18 protein-coding genes are annotated in these 17,171 nt (G+C 71.6%); 8 read left to right on the plus strand and 10 right to left on the minus strand.

The genetic code is table 11. From position 1 onward, the window contains the following. Positions 1-35 precede the first annotated feature (35 nt). Both ACQEVU_RS04195 and ACQEVU_RS04200 read left to right on the plus strand, forming a co-directional pair. On the plus strand, positions 36-521 hold the full coding sequence (locus tag ACQEVU_RS04195) for a beta-class carbonic anhydrase (RefSeq protein WP_433320778.1): 486 nt from the start codon (positions 36-38) through the stop codon (positions 519-521). Between the two features lie 190 nt (positions 522-711). Further along, complete coding sequence (locus tag ACQEVU_RS04200; RefSeq protein WP_433320781.1) at positions 712-1,314, plus strand: hypothetical protein; 603 nt, start codon at positions 712-714, stop codon at positions 1,312-1,314. Positions 1,315-1,319: 5 nt separating this feature from the next. Here the strand turns inward: ACQEVU_RS04200 and ACQEVU_RS04205 are convergent, their stop codons facing one another. Then, positions 1,320-1,748 (minus strand): hypothetical protein, encoded by a 429-nt coding sequence (locus tag ACQEVU_RS04205; protein ID WP_433320784.1) that lies wholly within the window; start codon positions 1,746-1,748, stop codon positions 1,320-1,322. Positions 1,749-1,801: 53 nt separating this feature from the next. Here ACQEVU_RS04205 and ACQEVU_RS04210 point away from each other — a divergent pair, with 53 nt between their 5' ends. Beyond that, positions 1,802-2,209 (plus strand): hypothetical protein, encoded by a 408-nt coding sequence (locus ACQEVU_RS04210; RefSeq protein ID WP_433320786.1) that lies wholly within the window; start codon positions 1,802-1,804, stop codon positions 2,207-2,209. Here the strand turns inward: ACQEVU_RS04210 and ACQEVU_RS04215 are convergent. Beyond that, on the minus strand, positions 2,201-3,097 hold the full coding sequence (locus ACQEVU_RS04215; protein ID WP_433320789.1) for an NAD(P)H-binding protein: 897 nt from the start codon (positions 3,095-3,097) through the stop codon (positions 2,201-2,203). The two genes, ACQEVU_RS04210 and ACQEVU_RS04215, sit on opposite strands and share 9 nt — an antisense overlap. A 50-nt stretch (positions 3,098-3,147) precedes the next feature. Further along, entirely contained in the window at positions 3,148-3,831 is a 684-nt protein-coding gene (locus ACQEVU_RS04220; protein ID WP_433320792.1) for a hypothetical protein, read from the minus strand. A 107-nt stretch (positions 3,832-3,938) separates the two neighbouring features. On the opposite strand from ACQEVU_RS04220, the gene ACQEVU_RS04225 reads away from it, so the two are divergent. After that, on the plus strand, positions 3,939-4,745 hold the full coding sequence (locus tag ACQEVU_RS04225) for an isocitrate lyase/PEP mutase family protein (protein WP_433320795.1): 807 nt from the start codon (positions 3,939-3,941) through the stop codon (positions 4,743-4,745). Positions 4,746-4,862: 117 nt separating this feature from the next. Here ACQEVU_RS04225 and ACQEVU_RS04230 read toward each other — a convergent pair whose 3' ends face one another. From ACQEVU_RS04230 to ACQEVU_RS04240, 3 genes are all read right to left on the minus strand, one after another. Then, positions 4,863-5,294, minus strand: coding sequence for a hypothetical protein (locus ACQEVU_RS04230; protein ID WP_433320797.1), 432 nt, complete (start codon positions 5,292-5,294; stop codon positions 4,863-4,865). Positions 5,295-5,500: 206 nt separating this feature from the next. Beyond that, the gene (locus ACQEVU_RS04235) at positions 5,501-5,926 is read right to left on the minus strand and encodes a nitroreductase family deazaflavin-dependent oxidoreductase (RefSeq protein WP_433320800.1); all 426 of its coding nucleotides are present in this window, start codon (positions 5,924-5,926) and stop codon (positions 5,501-5,503) included. A 37-nt stretch (positions 5,927-5,963) separates the two neighbouring features. Further along, a complete protein-coding gene (locus ACQEVU_RS04240) occupies positions 5,964-7,688 on the minus strand; it encodes a RecQ family ATP-dependent DNA helicase (protein ID WP_433320803.1) in 1,725 nt (574 codons plus the stop codon). Positions 7,689-7,878: 190 nt separating this feature from the next. Here ACQEVU_RS04240 and ACQEVU_RS04245 point away from each other — a divergent pair, with 190 nt between their 5' ends. Beyond that, the gene (locus ACQEVU_RS04245; RefSeq protein ID WP_433320806.1) at positions 7,879-8,766 is read left to right on the plus strand and encodes a sigma-70 family RNA polymerase sigma factor; all 888 of its coding nucleotides are present in this window, start codon (positions 7,879-7,881) and stop codon (positions 8,764-8,766) included. A 7-nt stretch (positions 8,767-8,773) separates the two neighbouring features. Here ACQEVU_RS04245 and ACQEVU_RS04250 read toward each other — a convergent pair whose 3' ends face one another. The 3 genes from ACQEVU_RS04250 to ACQEVU_RS04260 all read right to left on the minus strand — a co-directional run bounded on the left by ACQEVU_RS04250 (position 8,774) and on the right by ACQEVU_RS04260 (position 10,017). Beyond that, on the minus strand, positions 8,774-9,064 hold the full coding sequence (locus tag ACQEVU_RS04250; protein WP_433320809.1) for a hypothetical protein: 291 nt from the start codon (positions 9,062-9,064) through the stop codon (positions 8,774-8,776). 106 nt (positions 9,065-9,170) lie between these two features. After that, on the minus strand, positions 9,171-9,299 hold the full coding sequence (locus ACQEVU_RS04255; protein WP_433320812.1) for a hypothetical protein: 129 nt from the start codon (positions 9,297-9,299) through the stop codon (positions 9,171-9,173). 478 nt (positions 9,300-9,777) lie between these two features. Further along, on the minus strand, positions 9,778-10,017 hold the full coding sequence (locus ACQEVU_RS04260; RefSeq protein WP_433320815.1) for a hypothetical protein: 240 nt from the start codon (positions 10,015-10,017) through the stop codon (positions 9,778-9,780). Between the two features lie 396 nt (positions 10,018-10,413). Between ACQEVU_RS04260 and ACQEVU_RS04265 the strand changes: the two genes are divergently transcribed. Together ACQEVU_RS04265 and ACQEVU_RS04270 are read left to right on the plus strand one after the other, a co-directional pair. Next, positions 10,414-10,686 carry a hypothetical protein gene (locus ACQEVU_RS04265; RefSeq protein WP_433320818.1) on the plus strand — a complete coding sequence of 91 codons (273 nt, stop codon included), beginning with the start codon at positions 10,414-10,416 and terminating at the stop codon, positions 10,684-10,686. A gap of 4 nt (positions 10,687-10,690) precedes the next feature. Further along, on the plus strand, positions 10,691-12,805 hold the full coding sequence (locus ACQEVU_RS04270; RefSeq protein ID WP_433320821.1) for an ATP-binding protein: 2,115 nt from the start codon (positions 10,691-10,693) through the stop codon (positions 12,803-12,805). A gap of 1 nt (position 12,806) precedes the next feature. Here ACQEVU_RS04270 and ACQEVU_RS04275 read toward each other — a convergent pair whose 3' ends face one another. Further along, a complete protein-coding gene (locus tag ACQEVU_RS04275) occupies positions 12,807-13,853 on the minus strand; it encodes a hypothetical protein (RefSeq protein ID WP_433320824.1) in 1,047 nt (348 codons plus the stop codon). 393 nt (positions 13,854-14,246) lie between these two features. Between ACQEVU_RS04275 and ACQEVU_RS04280 the strand changes: the two genes are divergently transcribed. Next, on the plus strand, positions 14,247-17,162 hold the full coding sequence (locus ACQEVU_RS04280) for an AfsR/SARP family transcriptional regulator (RefSeq protein ID WP_433320826.1): 2,916 nt from the start codon (positions 14,247-14,249) through the stop codon (positions 17,160-17,162). Positions 17,163-17,171: the final 9 nt, after the last annotated feature.

The following is a 17,171-nucleotide window of genomic DNA, read 5'->3' on the forward strand; positions in this document are numbered from 1 at the left end:
AGCCGTTCGGGTGAAGGACATGCTTCACTTCGGTTATGTCCGCGATCGACCATCTCATTCACGCGAACGCGCGTTACGCCGAGACCTTCCCCGGCCCCCGGCCGCTGCGGCCGAAGTTGCGCCTCACCGTCATCGCCTGCATGGACTCGCGGCTGGATCTCTTCGGCGCGCTGGGTCTGGAGATCGGCGACGCCCACCTCATCCGCAACGCCGGCGGCCTGCCGACGGAGGAGGTGCTGCGCTCGCTCGCGCTCAGCCAGCGCAGGCTCGGCACCCGCGAGGTGGTGCTCATCCACCACACCGAGTGCGGCATGGAGAACTTCGACGACGAGGAGTTCCGCGCGACCCTCGCCGAGACCGGCGTGACCCCGACCTGGGACGTGCCCGGCTTCACCGACCTGCACGACACCATGCGCTCGTCGATCCGCACGGTGCGCGAGTGCCCGTGGCTGCCGCACCGCGAGGACGTGCGCGGCTTCATCTTCGACGTGGCCACCGCGAAGATCGAAGAGGTCGTCTGACCCTCCCATCTATCGGACGGCTCCGTCCGCAACGTGGACGGCAGTACTGCCCGTAGCCGGACGCGATGCGGTGCGTGGCGAAGACCCCTGGAAGGCCGCCGGCCCCTTACCGCAACTTGCAAATGAAGGGGGTCCCGGTTAGGGATGCGGGAGGCCCTCCGGGGGTGCCCGATGCGGCACGATCGGTCCCATGCGATACGGGGGCAGACTCAACCGGATCGAGTTCACCGCGCTGATCGACCAGCAGGCGAACCGCATCCGCGCGAGCGCCACGACCCTGCCGCTCTACGGCCCGATCGGCTGGAGCGGCCCCTGCCGCCTCGGCGTGTGGGGCTGGGAGGACGATCGGCTCATGCACGCCGGCCTGCTGTTCGGTGCGCCGGAGCGACCGGCCGGAGGCGGGAGCGGCTGGGTCGAGGTGATCACCACCGCCGGCCCGCCCATGCCGCTGCTCATCGACCTGCGCGTGGCGGCCGCCGCCGGCGGCGCGCCGGCCGACCGGCGGGCCGCCGAACGGGCGCTGCGGGCCGCGTCCAGCCCGGCGCCGGAGCGGGTCACCATCGCCGTGGACGGCGTACCGCGGGAGTTCTCCCGTTGGCCGGACGAGCCGCTCGGCGACTCCCTCGGGCGCGGCTGGCTGGCGATCCTCGACGAGGTGCCGGGGCTGCTGCTGCGCGTGTCGGGGCTGGAGCCGGACGGGATCGCCCTGGCCCGGGCCGGCGACATCGAGTCGCACCTGAGCGGCACCCGGGCGCACCTGCTGGCCGGGTACGACGCCTTCGGCGAGGGCTGAGGCCGTCAGCGGTTGGCGAGGGCCTGCGCGAAGTTCACCCGCTGCAGGGCCTCGGCCGCGTGCAGCGGGGAGTACACGAGCTCCTGGGCCATGTAGTGGTACGGCCCGGACTGGATCGACACGATGAGCGGGCCCGACATCGTGTGCGTCTTCGCGGTCAGGAAGAACAGGCCGAACAGCAGGAACAGGCTCAGGCCGCAGGTGAACGGGGCCATGATGACGCCCAGGACGGTGCACGTGACGGCGAGCCCGATGCCCCAGCCGGCCGTGGTCGTGAGCGGGATCGGCTGCGAGAGCACCATCCACCGGCTGCCCTGGATCGGCCACACGCCGACCGGGGTGTAGATCGCCACGCCGTCCACGCGCACGTCGCCGATCAGGACGTCGGGGCCGTTGTACGCCGGAGCGCCGCTGTAGGGGACTGGCAGGGTCACGGTGTGCATTGTGACGCGGACCAGGGCGGAAGGACACCATCCGGAAGGCCCTAATGCGTTCAGCCCGCGGCGGTGAGATCCTCGCCGGCGCCCCGTCGGGCCAGGATCGCCACGAGGCGCTCGGCCGCCGGGTGGGGCGTGCGCCAGGCGGCCACCGTCTCGGCGCGTTCCGCACGGCGTTCGGCGGCACGCGGCTGCACCGCTCGCCAGCCCTGCCCGCGTACGCCAAGACGACCGCCGCGACCCGGGCCGCCGTCGAGTCCATGGACGGCACCCAGCCCGGCGACCCGGCGCTGGCCGCCCGGGCGATCCTGACCCTGCTGGACACGCCGAACGCGCCGCTGCGCCTCGCCCTGGGCTCCGACGCGGTCGAGGCGATCCGGGCACACCAGGCGTGGATCGGCGCCGAGCTGGACGCCTGGGTGAAGCTCAGCCGCTCGACCGACCTGACCTCAGCCTAGGTACAGGTCCTTGCGCGAGGCCACGAACGCCTCGACGGTCTCCGCCGGCTCGCCGGTCACGCGCTCGACGTCGCCGGAGGCCCGGTCGTAGCGGTTCTCGCGATGCAGGCGCGCCATGGTGTACACGTGCTGCTCCGTGTGCGGGGGCAGCCCCGCCCTGGCGAGGAAATCGGCGCGCCAGCGATCGATCGGGACGTCCACGTAGGCGATCGACCGGCCCAGCGCGCGGGAGAACTCGGCGGCGAGCTCCTCCATGTCGATCGGGCGCGGGCCGGTCAGCTCGTAGACGCGCCCGATGTGCGGGTCGGGGTCGCGCAGCACCGTGGCGGCCACCCGCGCCACGTCGTCCACGGCGATCGGCGACGTGCGCCCGGAGCCGAACGGCAGCTCGATCACGCCGTCCCGGCGGATCGACGCGGCCGCGAGGGACGTGAACAGCGGGTTGTCGAGAAAAGCCGTGGGCCGCAGGTGTACCACGGGCAGGCCGGACCAGTTGAACACCTGCTCGGCCAGCCAGTGCAGCCGCTGCTGGTTCGACTCCGCGGTGCTCGTGGCGGTCATCTGCGACACCGTCATCTGCGACAGGCCGACGAGCGCGCGCAGTTCGCCCCGGGCCTTCGCGACCGTCGCCACCACCGTGGCGGCCAGCAGGTGGTCGGGGGAGACCGGCATCGCGAACAGCATCCGGTCGACGCCCTCGAGCGCGGCGTCCACGCTGTCGGGCCGGGTGAGGTCGCCGACGACGACCTCCACGCCGATGCGGCGCAGCGCGCCGGCGCGCTCGCTGTCGTGGTGGACCAGCCCGCGCGCGGGCACCCCGTCGGCGCGCAGCCGCCGCAGCACGTCGGCGCCGACGTCGCCGGCCGTGGCGACGAGGACCAGGTTCATGGCCCGGGCGGCTACCCGCCGCCCGGGCCCGTAAACAACCGGCCCGCGCGTCAGCGGCAGCCGACGAAGGGGCTGCGGATCTCCTTGCCCTGCCGCTCGTCGCGCAGGATGAACACGATGGGGCACCGGGTGCCGGCGTCGATCGAGATGCTCGGCGAGGTCTCGCCCGGCGCCAGCGTTCCGGAGGCGGGCTCGAACACGGCGCCCGGTGGATCGCTGATGCCCGTCCAGTGCAGGGTGAGCGTGGACGTCGGCGCATTGGTCGCCGTGAGGGTGCACTGCAGCTGCAGAACGACACCGGACGTGGTTTTGCTCAACCCGCACGTCCGGTGCTCGGAGTGGTCGAAGATGTCCGTGCGGAGGCGCACGAACAGGCCGAAGCCGGCGGCCGCCACCAGGTTGAGCGACAGCAGGGCCGCGCCCAGCCCGCGCAGCACGGACCACCGCACCCGGCGCCAGGCCACGAACACGTACACGGCGCCGAACAGCGCGAGCGTCGGCACGACGATTCGAGCCGCGGTGAACAGGCGGTTGGCGCTCTGCACATCCGCGGTGGCGGGCTCGGTGACCCGGCCGAACCGGAAGAAGATCAGCAGCGTCAGCGCGGCGGCGATCGGCGCCAGGACGGCGCTGATCACGCCGACCATCGCCAACGGCGGCGGACCGGCAGCCGTAGGCGGTGCAGCAAACTCCTCGTCGTCGGGCGGTGCCGGCACGTGCTGGTCAGACTCCATGGCGTATCTCCCCGTGTACGCAAGCCTGGACGAGTGCCATGAGAGTAGGGCTGCCTGGCAAGCCGCCCGGTGGGTGTGGACGCCGGCTGGGCGGAACAATGGCCGGCATGACCAACCGCGCCGCCCGCTTCCGGGCCCTGCACTCCGCATCCGCACCGCTCGTGCTCGTCAACGCCTGGGACGCCGCGTCGGCCCGCGTCATCGCCGCGTCGGGCGCGCCGGCGATCGCGACCACCTCGGCCGGGGTCGCGTGGACGCTCGGCTCGCCGGACGGCGACGCGCTGACCCGCGACGCGGCGCTGGAGCACCTCGCGCGCATCGTGCGCGCCGTGCCGGCCGAGCTGCCGGTGACCGCCGACATCGAGTCCGGCTTCGGCGAGACGCCGGCCGAGGTCGCCGTCACCATCCGGGGCGTGCTCGAGGCCGGCGCGGTCGGCATCAACCTCGAGGACACCGAGCGCGGCGCGACGCCGGGCCTGCGGGCGGTCGCCGAGCAGCAGGAGCGCATCGCGGCGGCGCGCGGCGCGGCCGACGACGCCGGCATGGAGCTCTACATCAACGCGCGCGTCGACACGTACTTCCGCGGCGCGCCCGAGCAGACGGTGGCGCGCGCGGAGGCGTACCTGACCGCCGGCGCGACCGGCATCTTCGTGCCCGGCGTCGCCGACGCCGACACGATCGCGGCGCTGGCCAAGGCGATCCCGGCCCCGCTGAACGTCCTGGCGCAGGCGGGCACGCCGGCGGTGGCCGAGCTCGCGGCGCTGGGCGTGGCCCGGGTGAGCCTGGGCTCGTGGGTCGCCGAGGCCGCCTACGCCCTGGCCCGCCGGGCCGCCCGCGAGGCGTACACGACCGGCACCTACGGTTCGCTGGCCGACGCCTACGACTTCGGCGAGCTCAACTCGCTGATGTCCTGAGCAAGCTCGGCCCGCGCAGGTCGTGAAGCCCGCGCAGGTCGTGAGCCCGCGCATGGCGTGAACACGGAGAGGCCCGGCCGGCGCGATGCCGACCGGGCCTCCGGTTGCAGCGGTTGCTCAGCTGCTGGCCGGGCCGAGCGAGGCCTGGCCGCCCTCGCCCTGGTGCAGCTCGGTGCCCTGCGCGAACGCGGCGTCGAAGCGCTGCTCGAGGGCGTCGAGCTCCGCGAACTCGGCCTGGTGCGAGCTCTCCGAGCCCTCGGCGGCGAAGACGTGGTCGTCCTCGCTGGCGTTGTGGCTGTAGTTGGTGTAGTCGTCCGACTCGTAGTGCACGGCCGGGCCCTGGTCGAACTCGGTGTGGTGACCCTGCGAGAAGTCGGTCGAGGTGTCGGCGTGGTGGTCGTTCTCGTACACGCCGAACTGCGACTGGGCGTCGGCCTCGGAACCGTGGGCCTGGTGCAGCTGGTCGAGGGCGTCGTGCTGCTCGCCGGCCTCGTAGTGGCCGTAGTCGGTGCCGGTGTCGCCCGCGTCGCCGGTGTCGTAGTCGCTCATGTTGGTTCCTCTCGGGGATGCTGCTCGGTGATTGGCCCTGGGATCTGGCTATGTGGTGCCCGGCCTGACGCTGATCACCGTACGCGGGGCTCCCTGGCGGGAAATCCCGGAAACGTGCCACCGGCCTGTCGACGCGTTGTTCAAGCTGTTGGCGGCGAGCGTAGCCCGCCGCGGTCGGCCCGAACTATCCCCGAGATGACAGCTGATCAGCCATTTTTGGTCGCCGGTTGGAGTTGCACCACCGGGATCGTTCGGTCGATGCCGGACTGGTGGTCGGCGAAGAACGGGTACTGCTCGACGATCCGGGCGAACAGCGCGTCACGGTCGGCGCCCTCGGTGGCGTGCGCCGTCGCCGCGTACTCCTCGCCGTCGACCTCCACGGTGACGGCCGGGTCGGCCTCGAGGTTGCGGTACCAGTCGGGGTGCTTCGGCGCCCCGGCGGCGGAGGCGATCACGAGCAGCCGGTCGTCGAGCCGGACGTACATCATCGGCGTCGTGTAGGGCTCGCCGGTGCGCCGCCCCTTAGTGGTGAGCAGGAGCAGCGGCCGGCCGTCGAGGCGGCGGCCGGCGGCGCGGAACTCGTCGATGAGCTTGCGGTTGGCGGCCTTGAGATCGGCGGGCACCTGGGTCATGGGCCGACTCTATGCCGCGTGCCCTGTGCGCGCCGGGCTACGCCGGCTCCAGCAGCTTCGACTTCTGCACGATCGGCACCGAGAGCGTCTTGTAGCCGACCTCCTCGAAGAGGATGACGACGCGATCCTGCTCGTACGCCATGACGGTCCCGGTGCCCCAGGCGTTGTGCCGCACCTCGCTGGAGACGGGGAACGGCCGCTCGGGGTCGGCCCGGATCTCCTGGGCCGGCACGGTCGCCGTCGCCGCGCCCGGCGTGGGCTTCCGCGAGCGGAACAGCTTCTGGTACCACTTCAGCTTCGGCACCACCGGGTCCACCACGACGGTGCCGTTAGCGCAGTTGTCGCAGTGGCCGCAGGCGCGCTCGGCCTGCTCGCCGAAGTACGCCAGCAGGGCGTTGCCGCGGCAGTTGGCGCTCTCGGCGTACTGGCGCATCATGTCGATCCGCGAGCGGCGCAGCGTCTGCTGCCGCTCGAACTGGGCCAGGGCGAGGCGCGCGGCCTCGGCCGGCGGCGGCGCGTAGCGGCCCGCGCTGAGCTTGTTGCCCGCGCCCACCTCGACGGCGCCCACCTGCTCGAGCAGGCTCAGCAGCGAGGCGATCTTCCGCGACGGCAGCCCGCTGCGGGTGGCCAGGCCGGTGCGGGTGGTGGGACCCTCGCGCAGCGCGGCCGCGAGCTGCGTGAGCTCCTTGGCGTCCGGGGCGCCGGCGGCGAAGAAGCGCTGCAGGGCCACGTCCTCGGCCCGGAAGTACAGGATCGTGCGGGCCGGCTCGCCGTCCCGGCCGGCGCGGCCGATCTCCTGCAGGTAGCTGTCGGGGGAGTCCGGCAGGGCCACGTGGTGCACCCAGCGGATGTTGGGCTTGTCCACGCCCATGCCGAACGCGCTGGTGGCGACCATGACCGGGATGCGGTCGGCCATGAAGTCCTCGTAGCGGCGCTTGCGCTCGCCCGCGGCCAGGCCGGCGTGGAAGGCGACGGCCTCGACGCCGCGCTCGGCGAGGCGCTCGGCGAACTGTTCGGCGATCGCGCGCGTCGGGGCGTACACGATCCCGGGTTTCGGCTCTTTCTGGATCTGGTTGACCAGGCGCTGCCAGCGCTGCTCGTCGCTGGTGCAGTGCACGGCGGCCAGCTCGAGGTTGGCCCGGTCCAGGCCGGCGACGAGCGTGAACGGGTCGCGCAGCCCGAGCGACGCGGTGATGTCGGCGCGCACCGGCGGCGAGGCGGTCGCGGTCAGCGCCACCACGGGCGGCCGGCCGAGCTCGCGGATGAGGTGCCCCAGCTGCAGATAATCGGGCCGGAAGTCGTACCCCCAGGCCGACACGCAGTGCGCCTCGTCCACGGCCACGAGCGCCGGCCGCAGCGCCTTCACCTCGGCCAGGCGCTCCGGGTTGCCCAGCTGCTCGGGCGTGATGAACAGGAAGCGCGCGGTCCCGGCGGCGATCGCCTCCAGCGCCTTGCGCTGCTGGTTGGGCGTCTCCGCGGAGCTGATCCGCACGGCCTGGCCCTCGCGGCGGCGGTTGAGCCCGGCGATCTGGTCCTGCTGGAGGGCCAGCAGTGGTGAGATGACAATGGTCGGTCCCGGCAGCAGCGTGGCCGGGACCTGGTAGATGGCGGATTTTCCGCCGCCGGTGGGTAACACCACCAGGGCGTCACGCTTCTTGAGCAGGGCGCGCATCGGCGGAAGCTGCCCGGGGCGGAGCTCTTCCCAGCCGAACTCGTGGCGGGCGGCGCGGCGCAGGCGGGGCGCGAGAGGCACAAGGTTCATCGGGCGCGACTGTACCGGTGTACGAACGCTTCGGCGCGTTGAGCGACACGCCGCGCCTTGAGGAGTCTCACCGTCTCGCAACCAAGATGCACCCGAAAGTGACGGCCTCGGCACCCTAAGTAGTCGAAAGTTCTTCGTGTCAGCAGGTGGACCGCCTGCACGGGGTCCACCCGGACACGAGGGGGAACCGATGACAACGACCCTTGAGGGTGCCACGCTCAAGGTCCAGTTGGAAGGCCGCGAGCTCGAGGACCTGATCCGCGAGCACCTGCCGCTCGTCGGGCATCTGGTGCGCCAGACGCTCGGCCGCCTGCCTGCCCACGTCAGCCGCGAGGACCTGGTCTCCGCCGGCATGGCGGCCCTGGCCGGCGCCGCCAAGGCGTTCGACCCGAGCCGGGGCATCCCGTTCGGCAGCTTTGCCACGACCCGCATCCGGGGCGCGATCCTGGACGAGCTGCGGGGACTGGACTGGGCGAGCCGCTCGGTGCGGGCCCGGGCGCGGCAGGTCGACGCGATGCAACAGGAGCTGACCGCGGCGCTCGGGCGCACCCCGACGAACTCCGAGCTCGCCGAGGCGCTCGGGGTGAGCGTCGACGAGCTGCAGGCGATCGACGACGACGTGCAGCGGGCCGCCGTGCTGTCGCTGCAGGGCTTCGCCGCGGGCAGCGCCGAGGACATGGTGCCGGAGCGGGCCGCCGGACCGGAGGACCTGATCCTGCACCGGGAGCGGATCGGGTACCTGCACAACGCCGTCGAGGCGCTGCCGGAGCGGCTCGGGAAGGTCGTCAAGGGGTACTTCTTCCAGGAGCGCCCGATGATGGAGATCGCGCACGAGCTCGGCGTCACCGAGTCGCGCGTGTCGCAGCTGCGGGCCGAGGCGCTCATGCTGCTGCGCGACGGGCTCAACACCCACCTCGACCCGGACCTGGTCTCGGCCAGCGACAAGCCGACCGGGTGCGTCGCCCGCCGGCGCGAGGCGTACCACGACAAGATCGCCAGCGCCGGCAACCTCAACAGCCGGCTGGCCCAGACCAACCACCACGGCATGCCGTTCGTGCAGACCGGGCGGCACCTCTGAGCAAGCCTCAGCCGGCCGGCATGCCCCGGACGACATCGGGGGGCAGGCCGAGCGCGGCGAACTCCGCCTCCGCGCGGGCCCGGGCGGCCCGCGCGGCCGGCGGGTCGGCGTCGACGCGCTCGTCGGTCGTCGCCCGCCGCAGCTCCACGCCGGCCGCCGCGCCGAGCGGCTCCAGCGACCGGGAGGTGGCGTCGTCGATCGGGGCCAGGCGGGTCCGGCTGGTCACGAGCACGACGCTGGGGCTGCCGTGCGGCAGGAGCGGTTCGACCTGGGCCGCGCCGCCGGCGTTGTCGAGCACGATGACGCCGCGGCGCCCGCGCAGATGCTCCTGCCACAGCTCGGACCGCTCGTCCGGGTCGTCGGGCGGGCGCAGTCCGAGGCGCCGCAGCAGTACACCCAGTGCCTCATGCGCCCCGCTGTACCGCCGCGGAGAAATCGGCGGCGTCGAGCCGGACCGCCGCCAGGTCCAGCCGGTGGGCGGCCCCGTCGGTGTGCAGCACCTCGCCGAGCGGCCGGCGCAGCCGGTAGGCCACGGTGTGGATCTGCTGGCGGGCCGTCGGCGGCGGGTCGTCCCAAGACGAAGCCGACGAGCGCCTCGATGCTCACCACCTGCCCGGCGTGCAGAATGAGCCCGGCGAGCGCCCGCTGCGCGCGCGGCCCGCCGACCGGCACCGGCCGCCCGCCGTCGGTCACCGCGAGCGGCCCGAGGATCGCGAACTCCACACCGCCTCATCTCGTCATGGTGCTTTCGAGGGCCCGGCTGACGGTTGCACCTCTCGCGGCCGGTCACGGTCCGCGCCGGTCAAGCCCACTGCACTGAGGGCGATCCCCGGCCGTATGTGCCGCTGAGCCTGACGCGTGCATCGTTCGGCGTGCATGGCCGCGCGACAGCCGGAACGGGGCGGGTGAAGGGACAGCCCGGACCGTACGGACAGTCGGGTCCGGCCCGCACGGCGCGCGCCTACCGCCGTTGGCGGCACGAGTCTCTCCGGTGAGGTGCCCGTGCCTGACCTACGACGACCGCGACGACGTTTGGCGCCGCGAACGCTCCGGGTGCCCGGCGACGACCCCGGCCGCGAGCAAGGTGCGGATCAACGAGGTGACCTCGGACGGCGCCGACACCGTCGAGCTGTACAACGGCGGCACGAGCGCGGTCAGTATCGGCACGTCAAGGGTGTCGTCCCGCAGGCGCAGACGCCTGCGGGACGACCCCGCGGTGGTCGGAGTGTTCGTCAGGTCCAGATCCAGCATGCGGCCACGCCGATGATGAGCAGGGGAAAATAGGCGGCCGGATGGCTGACGAGATACATCGCAAACCGTGAGAAACCGGACCGACTTGCACGCACGTAGGCTGTCCTTTCGTGGTGTCGTCACGGGCCCCCTTGAGATCTTGCGAGGGGTTCAGCGTGGGACGATGCCACGCGATCACGGTCGGTCGGCCACCAACCATGTGGCTATATGACAGCTGCCCGGACTTTCGGTTTATGAAGATGGCGCCAAGGGGCACATTCCGAGCGCGTACTGCGACATGACCAGGTCAACACCAGGAAACACACTGATTCGCCGAGGTCAATGTTGCGCTGTGAAGCGCTACAGTCACTCTTAGAGTGAGGCGTGTGTGAGCGGGATCGACGGCCTGGAGGTTCGATGCCCGACATTGTGCTGGCTATCGCGACGACGCTGGCCACGAAGGGCGCCGAGGCCGTCGCCGAGGGTGGCAGGAATGCCATCGCCGCCCTGATCGGCATGATTCGGCGTCGCCGGGCGGCGGGCGGTGGGCGGGCAACCGCCCTTGACCGGGTGATCACTCATCCCGCTGACCGCGAAGCCCCCGAGCGCGGGCTGGTCGTCAATCACGTCAGCGGCACGGCGCACAAGGTTGTTCAGGCCAGAGACGTTCATGGCGATATCTCCCTCTGAGCCCGTGGACCGCCCTTCGGCGGACACGCTGAACGACCTTTCCGGGACGGTCGTCGGGCCCATGGTGCAGGCCGGATCGATTCGAGCCGTGCATTTTCACCAGGCGTTGCCCCGATCCCCGGCGCCGCGCCAGTTACCAGCACCGGCGCCGTACTTCACCAGCCGGATCATGGAGCTGGCGCAACTGGACGCGGTGTTCGACCGCGACAACATGACGTTCGCGGTGCTCACCGGGCCGGGTGGAATCGGCAAGAGCGCATTGGCGCTGCACTGGGCGCACAGCGTTCAGCACCGATTTCCGGACGGGCAGATGTACATCAACCTCGATGGCTTCAGCGACAACGAGCCGGTCGATCCCGGTGCGGCACTGACCACGTTCCTGCGCGGCCTGGGGGTCGCGCCCGAGCACATTCCCGCGACGATTGCCGAACAGTCGACACTGTATCGCTCCATCACCGCCGACCGATCCCTGCTGGTGGTGCTCGACAATGCGCGCTCCGCCGGGCAGGTGCGGCCGCTCCTGCCCGCCTCGGCGACGAACGCGGTCCTGGTGACCAGCCGCAGCCGCCTCGCCGAGCTCGTCGCCGACGGCGCCCGGATCATGGACGTGACACCGCTGTGCGCCCGCGACTCGGTCACGCTGCTCTCGCGCGCCGTGGGAGCGGCCAGAATCAACCGCGAAGGTGATCGGGCCGTGGAACTCGCCGAGATTTGCGGCGGGCTGCCGCTCGCGCTGAACGTGGCCGCGGCGCGGCTTGCGGCGCGACCCAAACTGTCGCTTGCGCGGGTGGCCGCGGAGCTCGCCGACGAAACGACCCGGCTCGACGGTCTTGCCGCGCCCGAAGGACTGTCGGTGCGTGCGACATTCGACCTGTCATACCGTTACCTCAGCCCTGACGCAGCGACGTTGTATCGCCGGTTGAGCCTGCACCCCGGCGTCGAGTTCGGGATGGGAATCGTCGACGCGCTCACGGTCGCGATCGGACACTCCGGCGAACCGGCGCCGGTCGAAGTGCTGCTGCGGGCGAGCCTCCTGGAGGAGCGCGACGAGGATCGATTCGGGTTTCACGACCTGATTCGCCTGCACGCCAGGATGAAGGCGCGGATGGACGACACCGACGCGGACCGGAACACCGCGCTGATGACCATGACCGAGTGGTACCTCGCGGCGGCCGGCCGCGCCGACGCTGTGCTGACGCCGTACCGCAGGCGACCGCCCTACACGCCGGCGACCGAGTCGGGGGGTCTTCCCCGGTTTGGCAACCGCAGCGACGCGCTGCGCTGGCTGGAGCGGGAGTGGGGCAATCTCGTGGCGGCCGGCCGGGTCGCGTTGGAGTCCGGGCACCCGGCGCTGGCCTGGCAGCTGTGCGATGTGCTCTGGCCGGTGCTGCTGTTCGCCAAGCCGCCGCTGCGGGAACGGCTGGAGGTCGACGGCCGTGGCGTGGCAGCGGCGCGGCTGTGGGGCGACGCCTGGGCCGAGGCGGTGATGCTGCGGCGGCTCGGCCGAGTGCAGGGGAAGCTCGGCGACCACAACGCTGCGGAGTCGTCCACGCTTGCGGCAGTACAGAAGTACAGCGAGGCCGGAGACGCCCGCGGGCGGCTCGACGCGCAGGAATCACTCGCCTGCGTGTACCGCGACTCGGGCCGCGAGCAGCGGGCGGCCGCCGTCCTGTTCGCCGTGCTCGCCGGAAACCGCCGGATCGGCGAGCCAAGGAGCATCGGCCTGACCCTCATCAGCCTGGGCACGCTGTTGCCCAGGCTCGGCCGGACGGCGGAGGCGGTCGCGCTGCTGCGCGAGGCGCGAGCGGTGTTCAGTGGCCTGACCGAGACCGATCCGTACAACGGGGTGCGCGCAACGCTCGGGCTTGCCAGCGCTTTGCTGTCTCTCGGCGACTTCTCTGCGGCAGAGCGGGCCGCAGTCGAGGCCGCGCACAGCATGCGCGACCTCGGCGCGGTACACGAGCAGGCCGAGGCGCTGGCGCTGCTCGGCCGGATCGCGCGGCGGCGCGGCGACGCTCGAGCGGCCCGGCGGCGCTACCTTGCGGCGGTGGAGCTGTTCGCCGCCGCCGGCTCGCCCCGCGCGTCCGCCGTGCGCGCCGAGCTCCGACTGGTCCACTAGCTCATGACGCCCACGCCCCGACCCTGGCATCAAGGATCCGGGGCACCGGGACCGGAGCCGGCATCCTGTGCCGACCCGGCTCGCTCAGCTGCAGCATCTCGTACATCGCCCGGCGGATCAGCCGCCCCGCCTGCCCCGGGCGCGAGGTCAGCGCGGCGGTGACGGCCGGCGGGTCGACCGGCCGCGCATGCCGCAGTTGCGGCAGCAGCGGGCGGTTCGGGTCGAGCCGCTCCGCGCGGGCGGCGACGAACTCCTGCGCCGAACCGGGAGCGGTCGCCGGGCGTGGACCGCCGACCTGCAGGATCGGCCGCCCGACGGCGGCGGCGTACGCGGTGACGGAGCCGTGGTCACCGACGATGCAGTCCGCGGCCACGACGAGACTTCGCCAGTCGGCCGTCGGGTCCAGCACGATCAGCCCGGCGTCGCGGCAGTCGCGCAGCCAGGCCAGGACCTGGCGCCGCCCATGCGCGCTCCACACCGCCGGATGCAGCAGCGCGGCGACCCGGAACTCGCCGGCCGGCAACTGGTTGAGCAGCCGAGGCAGCAGATCCGGTTCGCCGCCGAAGAGTCCGTCGGTGCCCCACGTCGAGGCGACCACGACGAGCCGGTGCCCGGCCGGTACGGCGAGCGAGTCGCGGTAGCGCGGCCGCAACGGCAGGCTCGCGACCAGCCGGTCGAGGCACGGGTCGCCCGCCAGCACCGCGACTTCGAGGGCCTCCGGGCATTGGCGGCGCAGGGTTTCGCGGTCGCGCTCGTGGGCGAGGATCAGCGCCGATGCCAGCACGCGGCCGTTGCGGGTCAGCCGCGGACTGTCCAGCCCGTAGACCACCGGGCCGGCGAGGACCGGGCCGCCGCCGATCCGTTGCGGGTGGGCCAGCTTGCCCCACCCGGCACCGTGTGCCATGAGGACAAGCGGCGCATGCAGCTCGTCGAGCCCGCCGTAGGCCGCCGCCAACGCCAGGTCGAAGCGGTGGCGGGTCGCCTGCTCCCAGGGCAGAACACACGCGCCGAGCTCGGCCAGAAACTGCGGGACCGTGTGGTTGAACACGTCCGGTGCGACCGTGAAAGCGAATTGAATCCGTGAATCAGATTCCATTTGATCGATGGTGTCGAGGATTCTCATGCAGCTCACGACCGTGTGCGCGACGATCAGGACATTCCTACACCCCGGCCGGCTCAACCATCTTGATGCGTCAATACCGATCGGCATTCGAGGCCAGTCGTTCGCGGCCACCGACACCACCCCCTTGGCGAGAACCTTCGCGATGTGGGCAGCGTGCGCCGAGCCGCTTGTCCGCGATATTGCGAACCGCCTTGCAATCCGCTTGGCACCGGCTGGACAGGGTCGTGTCGGATCTCAGCTTATGTGCACGCCGGCTGGTCGGGAGCCCGTATCGGGAACACACTGAGGACGCGACTCGAGGACGAGCGGAGGAGCCGGATGAACTTCGTCATACTCGGTCCGACCGCGCTGCGCGTCGATGGGCAATCGATTCCGCTCGGCGCCGCAAAGCAGCGGGGCATGCTCGCCCTGCTGCTCTATCACGCCGGCGAACCCGTTCGGGTCGATACGATAGTCGAACACCTTTGGAACCGCCAGGATCGAGCGGCCCGCCGGGCAAGTCTGTACTCGATGATCAGTCGGACCCGTGCTGCGCTCGGCCGGGCCGGCCTCGGTGAGACCTTGCTCCGCACGCCGGGCACCGGTGCGTACCGGCTCGATATCGATCCGGGCCTCGTCGATTTCCATCGGTTTCAGTTGCTCGTCGTACAAGGTCGGGACGCCGCGCAACGCCACCGGTACGACGCCGCGGTAGAGGCGCTGGGTAATGCGATGCGCCTCTGGCGGGACGAGCCGCTGGCTGACCTGCGCACCGTGCGCGCGGACGACCTTCGCCGGCACATGAACACCGCGTTGCTCGATGCTCAAAAACTCCTCGCCGTCAATCGATTGCGGCTCGGCCAGCACCATCGGGCGCTCGCCGAGATCGAGCCGCTCATGCGGGCCAACGATCTCGACGAAACGCTCGCCCAGCTGTGGGTGACCGCGCTGTCCGGTGCCGGCCGGGAGCAGGAGGCGCGCTCGTTCCTGCGAAACTTCCGGCGCCACTTCCGTCAGCACCTGCGGGCCGAACCGGCCGTCGAGTTGCCGCGCTCTGTTCGGGCGAAGGACCGAGTGGGTGCGCCGGCTGCCCAGGTCGAGGAATCAGGATGTACCGCCCCACCGCAGGAGCTTCCCAAGGACATCGGCGATTTCGTGGGGCACGAGCAGTTGCTCGCCGAAATCGGCACGCTTACCGCACCGGAAAGCGCGACGACCAACGTGGTGGCGATCAGCGGTATGCCGGGCGTCGGCAAGACGACCCTGGCCGTACATTGGGCCTATCGCCAACGTCACCGGTTCCCGGACGGCAACCTGTATCTCAATGCCCACGCATACGGGCCAACGGCGGCGGTGGACCCGGAGGACGCTCTCGGCCGCTTCCTGAGCGCCCTCGACGTGCCGCCCGACCGGATGCCCACCGGCTTGGAACAGCGCCGCAGCCGGTACAACCAACTCCTCGCCGACCGGCGAATGCTCATTCTGCTCGACGACGTCCGGGACGCCAACCAGGCCCGTCCGCTCATCCCGACCGCCGCCGGGTGCGTCACGCTGATCACCAGCCGGACGCGACTGCGCGGTCTCAGCGTCCGCGACGGCATTCCGAGCATCACCGTCCAACCGTTGCCCGAGACAGACGGCCTGACCCTGCTCCTTCGGACGATCGGCGACGCGCGGGCCCGGGCGGAGCCCGACGCCGTCGGCGCCCTCGCCCGACTGTCCGCCGGCCTGCCGCTGGCGCTGCGGATCATCGGCGAGCACATTGCCGAGCGACCGCGGGCGGCGCTCGTCGACCTTGCCGGCGAGCTCACCAGCCAGCTGTTCAGCACCGGCGGGGAGGACGACGAGGCCGCCAGCCTGCAGACCGTGTTCGCGTGGTCGTACCGTGCCCTCGCCCCCGACATCGCGCGGCTCTTCCGCCTCCTCGGGCTGCAGCCAGGTCCGACCCTCGGCCCGGAATCCGCGGCCGCACTGCTCGGTACTGATGCCGTACATGCGGAACAGCAGCTCAACAGCCTGGCCAGGATGTACCTGATCAACCACGACACCGCTCGCCGCTACCGGCTGCACGACCTGCTGCGCCGGTTCGCGGCCGATCGGGCCGCCGAAGAGGACTCGGAGGACACGCGCACCGCCGCGCTGCGGCGGCTGCTGGACTGGTCGGTGCTGTCCGGCGCCAACGCGCTGACCATGCTGGTGCCCGATCGCGAGGCCGTCCCGGACCTCCCGGCACCCGTCGGCGTAACGCCCCGGACGTTCGCCACCGACGGCGAGGCGATGGCATGGTGCGAATCGGAGCGGGAGAACCTCAGCGCAGCGAGCCTGTGGGCGGCTCGCCATGGGTTCGACCGGCACGCCTGGCAGCTGCCCCAGGTGCTGCTGGAGACCCTGCAACGACGCGGTCACCTGGAGGAGGCCCTGCCGCTGCTGGAAACGGCGTACGCCGCCGCCGAACGTGACGGCAGCAAGATCGCCCAGGTCGGTACCCTGAACAACCTCGGCGTCATGTACCTGGCGCTGCACGACTACCCCAACGCCGTGGCAACGCTCGACAAGGCACTCCAGCTGGCCCGCCGGTTCGGCGACGTCGAGAAGGAGACGATGTGCCTGCACAACCTGGCGTCGGTCCACCTCAGCAGCGGTGACGCCGCTTTGGCTGCACGGCTGCACGGCTCGGTTCTCGCCGCCTGCCGCGCCGCCGGAAACGCCATGGGCGAGGCATCCGCGCGACACAAGCTCGGTGACGACCTTCGCCACATGGGCCAGTACAGCGACGCGACAACCCACTACACCGCAGCGCTCGACATCCGAGAACGGATGGGATCGTTGCGGGGCCAAGGAACGGTCCACGCCGCCCTCGCCGCACTGCACCTCGAAACCGGCGAACTCGTCCGCGCGCTCGCGCACGGCGAGCGGGCGTTGGACTTCCACAGCCAGGCCAGAGACGATCCGGGCCTGTGCGATGCGCTCATCACCGTGGCGGACATCAGACGCAGGCTGGGCTCGATGGACGGGGCCATCCACGACGCCGACCGGGCGACCTCCCTGAGCGCCGACCTGGCCGACTCCCGCCGCCGCTGCCACGCCTTGACAGCACTCGCGGACGCGCTCGCAGCGGCGGGCGACCACACGCGCGCCCGCGCGACGTGCGCCGAGGCATTGACTATCCTGAATGAGATAAACGACCCGCGACTGCGCCCGGTCGGCGACCGCCTGCGAGCCATCTGCCGAGCGGCCGTACCGACCGGACCCTGACTGCGGTGC

Source organism: Dactylosporangium sp. CA-139066, from assembly GCF_050936175.1.
Classification (GTDB): domain Bacteria; phylum Actinomycetota; class Actinomycetes; order Mycobacteriales; family Micromonosporaceae; genus Dactylosporangium.

Bases quoted from the DNA above. Each gene is read 5' to 3' on its own strand.
- ACQEVU_RS04195 (WP_433320778.1), top strand. From the start codon at position 36: ATGTCCGCGATCGACCATCTCATTCACGCGAACGCGCGTTACGCCGAG.
- ACQEVU_RS04200 (WP_433320781.1), top strand. From the start codon at position 712: ATGCGATACGGGGGCAGACTCAACCGGATCGAGTTCACCGCGCTGATC.
- ACQEVU_RS04210 (WP_433320786.1), top strand. From the start codon at position 1,802: ATGCGTTCAGCCCGCGGCGGTGAGATCCTCGCCGGCGCCCCGTCGGGC.
- ACQEVU_RS04215 (WP_433320789.1), bottom strand. From the start codon at position 3,097: ATGAACCTGGTCCTCGTCGCCACGGCCGGCGACGTCGGCGCCGACGTG.
- ACQEVU_RS04220 (WP_433320792.1), bottom strand. From the start codon at position 3,831: ATGGAGTCTGACCAGCACGTGCCGGCACCGCCCGACGACGAGGAGTTT.
- ACQEVU_RS04225 (WP_433320795.1), top strand. From the start codon at position 3,939: ATGACCAACCGCGCCGCCCGCTTCCGGGCCCTGCACTCCGCATCCGCA.
- ACQEVU_RS04230 (WP_433320797.1), bottom strand. From the start codon at position 5,294: ATGAGCGACTACGACACCGGCGACGCGGGCGACACCGGCACCGACTAC.
- ACQEVU_RS04235 (WP_433320800.1), bottom strand. From the start codon at position 5,926: ATGACCCAGGTGCCCGCCGATCTCAAGGCCGCCAACCGCAAGCTCATC.
- ACQEVU_RS04240 (WP_433320803.1), bottom strand. From the start codon at position 7,688: ATGAACCTTGTGCCTCTCGCGCCCCGCCTGCGCCGCGCCGCCCGCCAC.
- ACQEVU_RS04245 (WP_433320806.1), top strand. From the start codon at position 7,879: ATGACAACGACCCTTGAGGGTGCCACGCTCAAGGTCCAGTTGGAAGGC.
- ACQEVU_RS04260 (WP_433320815.1), bottom strand. From the start codon at position 10,017: ATGCTGGATCTGGACCTGACGAACACTCCGACCACCGCGGGGTCGTCC.
- ACQEVU_RS04265 (WP_433320818.1), top strand. From the start codon at position 10,414: ATGCCCGACATTGTGCTGGCTATCGCGACGACGCTGGCCACGAAGGGC.
- ACQEVU_RS04280 (WP_433320826.1), top strand. From the start codon at position 14,247: ATGAACTTCGTCATACTCGGTCCGACCGCGCTGCGCGTCGATGGGCAA.